The organism is Candidatus Hydrogenedentota bacterium, from assembly GCA_012523015.1.
Taxonomy (GTDB): Bacteria; Hydrogenedentota; Hydrogenedentia; order Hydrogenedentales; family CAITNO01; genus JAAYBJ01.
Map to the genome: position 1 here is coordinate 1 of JAAYJI010000287.1, position 9,071 is coordinate 9,071.

Sequence of the window (9,071 nt, forward strand, 5' to 3'; positions counted from 1 at the left end):
ATTTTCGGTCTGAGCATGTGCGCGTTGATTGTCGTAGTATATGGACTTACGCGCGGCAATACGGCCGATTCGTGGATGCAAGGTATTCTTGCCGGCTTGACCCTTGCCATGGCGACGCTGCCTGAAGAATTTCCCGTGGTATTGGTCGTGTTTCTTGCCTTAGGCGCGTGGCGCATATCACGGAGCAATGTATTGACCCGGACCATGCCGGCTGTGGAAAGTTTGGGCGCAGCAACGGTATTATGCATTGACAAAACGGGTACACTGACGCAAAACCGTATGTCCGTAAGCAGTTTGTACGCCAACGGTCAGCATTTTGAGGTTGCAGATCATGCGGAAGGTTCGGAGCTTCCGGAAAACTTTCATTTACTCTTGGAATACGGTATTTTGGCGAGTAAGCGGGATCCTTTCGATCCAACGGAAAAAGCCTTGAAACAGGTGGGCGAATATTATCTTGCCCATACGGAACACCTGCACGAGAATTGGACGCTCATCCGCGAATATCCCTTGTCGCCGGAATTGCTCGCCTTATCCCATGTCTGGCGTTCTCCGACGGGTACGGACTATGAAATTTCGGCGAAGGGAGCGCCCGAGGCGATCGCTGATTTGTGTCACCTCGGTGAAGTGGAGACGGCTGCGCTGCAAGAACAGGTCGCCCTCATGGCAGCGCGGGGACTGCGCGTGTTGGGCGTTGCCATGTCGCGCTTTTCGAAGCCGCAGCTGCCGGAAGAGCAACATGATTTCATATTTGAGTTTTTAGGGTTAATCGGTTTTGCCGATCCCATACGGACCGGTGTTTCCGAAGCGCTCGCCCAATGTGCTACGGCAGGGATACGGGTGATCATGATCACGGGCGATAATGCGGGCACCGCCTTAAGTATTGCGCGACAGATTGGCATGGACACAGCGGGAAAGCCAATTTTAGGCGCTGAATTGGACGCTATGAGTGATGAGGAGCTGGCGGAAGCTATCGATGATGTCTGTCTCTTTGCCCGGGCTGCGCCTGAACACAAATTGCGTATTGTCAACGCGTTGAAGTTGCGGGGCGAGATTGTCGCCATGACGGGTGACGGTGTGAATGACGCGCCTGCGCTGAAAGCGGCACATATTGGCATTGCTATGGGGGAGCGCGGCACGGATGTGGCACGCGAAGCGGCGGGGCTGGTTTTGCTCGACGATGACTTTTCGTCTATTGTAAAGGCGGTTCGGCTGGGACGGCGTATTTACGACAACATCCATAAGGCCGTTGTGTATATTCTTGCCGTACACGTTCCGATTATCGGCCTATCCATTGTGCCGGTGTTTAGAGAAAACATGCCGCTCCTCTTGTTCCCCATTCACGTTGTATTTTTAGAATTGATTATTGATCCTGCTTGCTCCCTCGTTTTTGAGGCGGAAGATGCTGAGTCGGGTATTATGGAGCGGCCGCCGCGTAACCCGGAGGCACGTCTCTTTAATTTCAATACGATTTTACTAAGTCTGATGCAGGGGCTCATTGTGTTGGCGGCGGTGCTGGGCGTCGTATTTTACGCGATTATACAACGCCACTCCGATGAGAACACGTGGCGCATGTTAGCCTTTGTGACCTTGGTTGTCTCGAATCTAGCACTCATTTTGACCAACCGCTTTTGGGATTGTACGTTGGTCGGTGCTTTGAAACGGCGCAATCCTGTGCTATGGTGGGTTATAGGCGGTGCGCTTCTAGGCCTTTGTTTTATTATGGGTGTTCCCTTCATGCGCGGTCTTTTTCATTTCAGCACACCGCGGCTCCCGGATTTACTGGTATGTTTTTGTGTTGGCTTTTTGTGTATTATTTGGTTTGAGATTTTGAAAGTAGTCGGGCAGCGTAAACGGCGCAAAGCCCTCTTAGATCGGATTTAATCCGAAGATCCCATGATGTTTATAATGAGGAAGAATCTATGAATCGACGTTTTGTGAATCTGTACAAGGGGATAGGGGCGGGCATTTTCCTATCCTTGCTTATGGTGACGGCTGCGGCAGACTGGCCGCAAATGGGCGGCCCCGATAGAAACAATATTTCGCGCGAGACCGTTCCGCTTGCCCGCAAGTGGCCGGCCGACGGTCCGGAGATGTTGTGGAGCGTCCCCTTGGGCGGCGGTTTTGCTTCCCCATCCGTTTCCCAAGGTCTCGTGTATTTGCTTGATCGTATCGAAGATAAACAAGACAACCTGCGTTGTTTTGATTTAGAAACGGGCGAAGAAAAATGGAACTATGCCTACGACGCGCCGGGAAGTGTGAGCTATGACGGATCTCGAACGGCGCCCACCATCGAAGGCAATCGCTTGTACTGTGTGGGGCTCCTCGGCGATTTTCATTGTATCGATTTAGACACGCACCAGCCCCTTTGGCGCAAAAATATCTGTAAAGATTTTGGACAGAAAGTACCCGATTGGGGGGTTGCACAAGCGCCTTCCCTATATAAGGATTTGGTGATTGTGGCGCCCCAAGCGCCCGACGCTTTTGTAGCGGCATACCGTAAAGAGGATGGTGAGCTCGTCTGGCAAACGAAAATGCAGGGACAGGTGGGATATTCAACACCGGTCATCGTGAATTTGTGCGGCGTTGATCAGGCGGTGATGATCTGTGAAACACCTCCCAAAGATTCGGGCATAGGATCGGTGAACGGAATTTCCTTGGAAGACGGCCGCATCCTATGGACCTATCATAATTGGGAGTGTATGATCCCCATACCCTTTGCCACGGCGCTGCCTGACGACCGCCTATTCATCACGGGCGGCTACAAAGCGGGCTCGTCCATGATACAAATCCATAAAGAAGGCAACCGTTTCCAGGTGCGCGAGTTATTTAAAACCGATGCGTGCGGCAGCCAGATTCAGCAGCCCTTATTTTATAAAGAGCATCTATATGTGAACAGCAATTCCAACGAACGGGAAGACGGGCTCATGTGCCTGACTTTGGACGGCACGGTGTTATGGCAAACGCGCGATAAAAAGAAATCCCATTTCTCAACGACTTTTGAGCGGGGCTCCCTCATCCTTGCCGATGATCTGCTCATCGAATTGGATGGGAAACGGGGCGATTTATATTTGATTGAGCCTTCCCCTGAAGGATACAAAGAGTTGACCAATGCGCACGTGTTGGACGGGAAACAGTTATGGTCGCCCATGGTCTTGTCGAAAGGACGTTTGTTGGTGCGTAGCAGCGACCTTTTAAAGTGCTTTGATATCAGTGCCCGGCCCTGAAACGTGGGGCTGAAATAGGCTGTGAAACGGAGCAGAGCCGCGCCCATGAAATGGATCATCATGGTGCCGGTTTGACAATAGCCACGTTGAAGGTAGAAACTATAGCTAGTGGATGTGTGGTTTCCCCTTTTGCGTTTAGACGTTGATGGGCGAAACCACGGGGATCCGGTATGCCAAGGGCAGACGCCCTATTGATTTTATTATAACCTTATTTAACGCATGGAGACACTCGGCATGAAAAAAAACAAACTGACCCGTCGTGCTTTTTTGGCTGCCACGACGACTACAGCTGCATTGGCAGGACGTGTTTATGCACAAACCACAGCCCGGGTGGTACCGGGAAAAGTGTCGCCCAATGAAAAACTCAACATTGCCTGTATCGGCGTGGGGGGTATGGGCGCCGGCGACGTGAACGGCTGCAAATCGGAAAATATTGTTGCCCTTTGTGACGTCGATTGGAAGCGCGCAGAAGAAACCTTCTATCGCTTTAAGAACGCGAAACAGTTCAAAGATTTCCGCGTTATGCTGGAAGAGATCGACAAAGAAATTGATGCCGTGACCGTATCCACGCCTGACCATATGCATGCGCCGGCAGCGTACATGGCGATGATGCTTGGCAAACACGTGCGCGTGCAGAAGCCGTTGACCCAAACCATTGCGGAAGCGCGGCTGCTGACGAAAGTTGCCGCAGAGCAAGGCGTCGTCCATGCCATGGGCAATCAAGGTCACTCCGGTAACGGCATTCGTGAGCTGTGCGAAATCGTTTGGAGCGGCGCTGTCGGTCAGATCAAGGAAAGCCATACATGGACCGATCGCCCCATTTGGCCCCAAGGCATTGCAGATCCGCTGCCTGCCGCTACCGTTCCCGAAACCATGGATTGGGATCTGTGGCTGGGTACAGCGCCTTGGCGTGAATATGGCGAAGGCTATGCGCCCTTCAACTGGCGCGGCTGGTGGGATTTCGGCTGCGGCGCCATCGGTGATATGGCGTGCCACATTGTAGATCCCGTATTCTGGGCGCTTAAACTCTATGAAGCCCCTTCGTTCACGGTGGAAGTGATCGAACAGGAAGGCATGACCAAAGAGACTTTCCCGAACAAGTCCGTCATCAGATATGAATTCCCGGCAAGGGGCGATATGGAAGCGGTTACCGTGTATTGGTACGATGGCGGCTTGTTGCCCAAACGCCCCGAAGGGGTACCGGAAAACGAGAAGTTGGCCGACGGCGATAACGGCTCGCTCTTTATCGGAACGGACGGGATCCTGACCACAGGTACCTATGGCGGTTCTACGCGGCTCCTACCCGAGGAACGGATGAAAGAATATACGAAACCGACGCCGACCTTGGAACGCATCCCCCGCGAGAATCCCTATCTGCATTGGATCAATGCGTGTAAAACGGGCACCACAGCCTCCTCCGATTTCAGCTATGCCGGACCGCTCACGGAAATGGCGAATATGGGCAATGTGGCGCTTCTCGCCGGTGAGAAGTTGCATTTTGACGTGGCTTCCATGAAAATCACCAACAACGAAGGAGCCAATCAATTCCTGACCAAGCCTTATCGTAAAGGATTTGATTTTATGCCCCTCTAAGATAGAGTAGTTTCTACGGCCGAAAAAGGATTGATGTACTTTTTCGGCCGTTTCATTTCCAGAGAGTAAAACCTTGCCCGTCTTGCTGTAGTCAGACCAAGAGACTTGTTTCGCAATGGTGTGTAACGCTCACATAAATTCGAGATGCCGGAGAATATCTATGAGTAAATCAACTTTTTCACGTCGTGTATTTTTAGCTGCGACTACCTTATCCCCTTTGGCGGGCATCGTCCATGCCCAGACCACTAATAAAGCGCGGGTTGTGCCGAAAAAACATTCGCCCAACGAAAAGGTGAATGTGGCGGGCATCGGTGTCGGCGGTAAAGGGATGCACGATATCATGTCGTTTAAGCGCGAAAATATTGTCGCTATTTGCGATGTCGATTCGGAGCGTGCAGGAGAGGCCTTCTATCGCCTTACCGATGCCAAGCAATTCAAAGACTATCGGGAAATGTTCGATAAAATGGCGGACGACATTGATATGGTCACCATCGCCACGCCCGACCATACCCACGCGCCGGCTGCTTATCATGCCATGAAACTGGGCAAACATGTCTATGTGGAAAAGCCCATGACCCATACGGTGGCGGAAGCACGTCTCCTTACCAAAACAGCACAAGAGATGAAGGTGGCAACGCAAATGGGCAACCAAGGCCATTCGGGTGATGGTGTCCGTGATCTTGCGGAAATGATCTGGGACGGCGCCATCGGCAAGGTGCGTGAAGTGCACATTTGGACCGATAGGCCGGGCGGCAGATGGCCCCATGGTTCACCAAAAACTATGCCGCCGGCAGAATCTGTTCCGGAAAAGATGGACTGGGATTTGTGGCTGGGCAGCGCGCCCTATCGGGAATTCAATGCTTTGTATGCGCCTTTTAAGTGGCGTGGCTGGTGGGATTTCGGGTGCGGCGGCTTGGGCGATATGGCATGCCACATCATGGACCCTGCCTTTTTTGCATTGAAATTGGGCGAAGCGAAACACTTCTCCGTGGAACCGGTTCAACAAGAAAATGCCAACGACCAGACCTATCCAAGCAATGCTATCATCAAATATCAGTTTCCCGCCCGTGCGGATATGGAAGCTGTTGATGTGTATTGGTATGAGAATGGGCTGAAGCCCGAGCTGCCCGAAGGGATACCTGAAGGACAAAAACTGGGCGACAATTCCAACGGATCGCTTTTTATCGGTACCGACGGCTGGGCGACTGCCGGCGAATATGGCGGCGAAGCGCGGCTCCTGCCCGATGAGCGCATGGCGGACTATACCCGGCCCGATAAGACGATTCCCCGTGTCAGCGGCACGAGTCATTACCGCAATTTCATTGATGCGTGCAAAGGAGGAGCCCCGGCGGTATCCAATTTTGATTATGCGGGACCTTTTACAGAAATGGTCTTGTTCGGCAATGTTGCGTTGCGATTGAATGGACGGGTTGAGTATGATACAGAGACGATGACCGTCGTTAATAATGCTGATGCCAATGCACTGTTGACCAAAGAGTATCGCAAAGGCTGGGAGCTGCCGGTCTGAAGCAGACGGGTTCGCCCCAATAGCAGTCATCTAACACGAATGAAAGGATTTTGATATGTTCGTACGTCTTTTAGGCTGTGCCCTGTTGGCGCTTGCCCTCACCGGTCTGGGTGTCGTCGCGGAAGAAGCGCCGCTGAAACTGGGAATCATCGGATTGGATACGTCCCACGTCATCGCTTTCACCCAAGTGCTAAATGATCCGGACAATGCCAATCATGTGCCCGGCGCTCGGGTGGTGGCAGCCTTTAAGGGCGGCAGCCCGGACCTTGAATCGAGCGCATCCCGCGTGGACGGTTACACGAAACAGCTGGAAAAAGAATTCAACGTGGAAATCGTGCCTACCATTGAAGCACTGTGCGACAAGGTGGACGCCATTTTATTGAATAGTGTGGATGGCCGTCGTCATCTCGAACAAGTGAAGCCCGTCTTTAAGGCAGGCAAACGCGTTTTTATCGATAAGCCTTTGGGCGGTTCACTGGCCGATGCCAAAGCTATTGTCGCATTAAGCAAGGAAAGCGGCGTACCCTTTTTCAGTACGTCCTCTTATCGTTTTTACGAAAGTCTTCAGGAATTGAAAAATAAGGATGTGGGCGAATTGCGCGGCGCTATTTCCTATGGACCCGCCCATCTGGATCAAACCCATCCTGATCTCTTCTGGTATGGCGTTCATCCCACGGAAGCGCTATACACCTTGATGGGTGTGGGCTGCGAAATGGTGACCTGCACCAAGACCGATCAATTCCACGTGGTCACAGGCCGCTGGTCTGATGGCCGTGTAGGCACGCTCTACGGGCTGCGCACCGGTGCCACGCCCCATAAAGTTATTGTGTTCGGAACGAAAGGCGTAGAGGAACAGCAAGGCAGCGGTAATTATGCGCCAATGGTTCGTGAAATTGTGCAGTTTTTCCGCACCGGTGTGGTTCCTGTTTCGCCGGAAGAGACACTTGAGATCTTCGCATTTATGGAAGCTGCGCATGAGAGCGCTCGCCGTGACGGCGCGCCTGTATCCATTATGGAAATGTTGGCCGACTAAGCTATACTGTTTACTAGATAAAAAGTGCCCTTTCAAGAAGTCGTCATTGTCGTTTTTCTCCACGCAGCTATACGTGTACGGCAATGACGACGATTTTTATGGTGAGTTCACGGCACAGATTCTTCACAGCGAGATTACTCACTTTCGAATGTATAGATCACGACAGCGGCGGCGGGGAGCATATCAGAGACTGTCGCCAACCCGTCCGCATAGCTTCCGAAAGGGAGACCTTCTTGCGGCAGGAGCTTGAAGATCTTGCCGCGCTCAGATAATCCCTGCGCGGCAGTGGTTACCCGAAAAGATAGGGGATGATCAACGTCGCTGATGTTGGCGAGAGCCACAGCGACCGCGCCTGTGTCTGCTTGCCATGCCGCCGCCAAGTATTGGGCTACGGTCTTGCGGTAGTGTTGGACCGATCCTTCCCGGCCTGCGTAAATGGACAGGCGCGACACATCAATCTCTAAGGTGGGGATATCCATGGCGGGCGGACGCAAGAAACGACCATGAAGCAGCCACGGCAAGGCTGCTTGACGCAATTGCACCAATTGCCGCAGATAAGCCAAGTCTTCGGGTCGTTCCTCGAAGACTTCGTCTGTCACGTTGGCTAGGCAAGGCTGCTGACCCCAGACAAAGCTTCGCGCCTGTTCAAGCCGAAATTGATAACGATAACAGGGATCCAGCAGTTTCAAGGGTTCATGGGGCGCGAACTCCTCCGGCCAAAGCGAATCGTAAGGAGGCTCTGTGAGGGAAGCATAATTCCCGTAGAGCACTGTATAGCCATGATAGACGGCGTGAAAGAAGGGGATGGGTTCCCATTCTCCGGGGGCGGCATAGCGTTCACGGCTTACTTGCAGGCTCAGCATCAAATCCAGATGGGGCAGCCACGCCTCGCCGCAGCCCTCGCCCGCAAGACCTACTTCAGGACAGTGCCGCCGAATATCAGATTCTAATTGCTGAAAGCCTTTCATCCAATAGGAGCCGCCGCCCGGTTCATGATCGTGTTCAGTATCGTAGCAAATCAGGCTGGAGCAGGCTTGATCCATATAGATGCCGCTGACGCCTAAATCGTTGTATACGGTGTCGGCAAGGGCGGCATAGGTGTTTCTCCAAAAGGAAGTACCCATGCACATGCTGGCATTCGGCGCTTGGGTGAAGGTGTTGTAGATCTCCGGTCGTACCGACCCGTCCCGCTGTTTGACTGCATAGCGTTCCGCCTTTTGGGCAGTCCAGCTGTCTGTGGTCATTCCCCAGAGCCGCTGGTTCATGTAGACAATGGGATTGATGCCGTGGCTGCGCGCCTCTTTCACGGCATCACGGAAGGCAGCGCTGCCCTCGCGGGGCGGCAGATACTCGGGGAAACCCACGTCGTAGGGACAACCATGCCACCAATGCCAGAACACGCTGACCGGTACATCCAAATAGTTTTGCAGCCGGAGCGCAGGGGGCAGCACGCCCGTCGAAGTACCTCGATTCCACACCCAATAACCCGTGTTGGTGATCCATTCCGGAGTCTTACCTTGTTTTATTCGGCTTTCTTTTGCCCACCGTTGTTCGAGCGCCCAATGGCGATAGATTTCTGCTGCCGTGATCCAATCGCCCTGAAAGAGCCCGGTCAACATGGCGTAATCAGGGCTATACCTGCCGTCCTGCACCGCATCAGCGCTCGGATAATGGGCGGCTTCAAAACCGATGC

Annotated in this window: 6 protein-coding genes; 5 read left to right on the top strand and 1 reads right to left on the bottom strand. The window is 53.0% G+C overall.

The features are described from left to right. The 5 genes from GX117_12510 to GX117_12530 form a co-directional block, all read left to right on the top strand. The coding region (locus GX117_12510) for a cation-translocating P-type ATPase (GenBank protein NLO34153.1) at positions 1-1,881 on the top strand (1,881 nt) is incomplete at its 5' end. A 38-nt stretch (positions 1,882-1,919) separates the two neighbouring features. After that, the gene (locus tag GX117_12515) at positions 1,920-3,224 is read left to right on the top strand and encodes a PQQ-binding-like beta-propeller repeat protein (GenBank protein ID NLO34154.1); all 1,305 of its coding nucleotides are present in this window, start codon (positions 1,920-1,922) and stop codon (positions 3,222-3,224) included. A gap of 234 nt (positions 3,225-3,458) precedes the next feature. Then, positions 3,459-4,817 carry a Gfo/Idh/MocA family oxidoreductase gene (locus tag GX117_12520; GenBank protein NLO34155.1) on the top strand — a complete coding sequence of 453 codons (1,359 nt, stop codon included), beginning with the start codon at positions 3,459-3,461 and terminating at the stop codon, positions 4,815-4,817. 160 nt (positions 4,818-4,977) lie between these two features. Next, the gene (locus GX117_12525; protein ID NLO34156.1) at positions 4,978-6,345 is read left to right on the top strand and encodes a Gfo/Idh/MocA family oxidoreductase; all 1,368 of its coding nucleotides are present in this window, start codon (positions 4,978-4,980) and stop codon (positions 6,343-6,345) included. Between the two features lie 55 nt (positions 6,346-6,400). Beyond that, positions 6,401-7,378 (top strand): Gfo/Idh/MocA family oxidoreductase, encoded by a 978-nt coding sequence (locus tag GX117_12530; protein ID NLO34157.1) that lies wholly within the window; start codon positions 6,401-6,403, stop codon positions 7,376-7,378. Between the two features lie 134 nt (positions 7,379-7,512). Here the strand turns inward: GX117_12530 and GX117_12535 are convergent. Then, the coding region (locus GX117_12535) for a hypothetical protein (protein ID NLO34158.1) at positions 7,513-9,071 on the bottom strand (1,559 nt) is incomplete at its 5' end.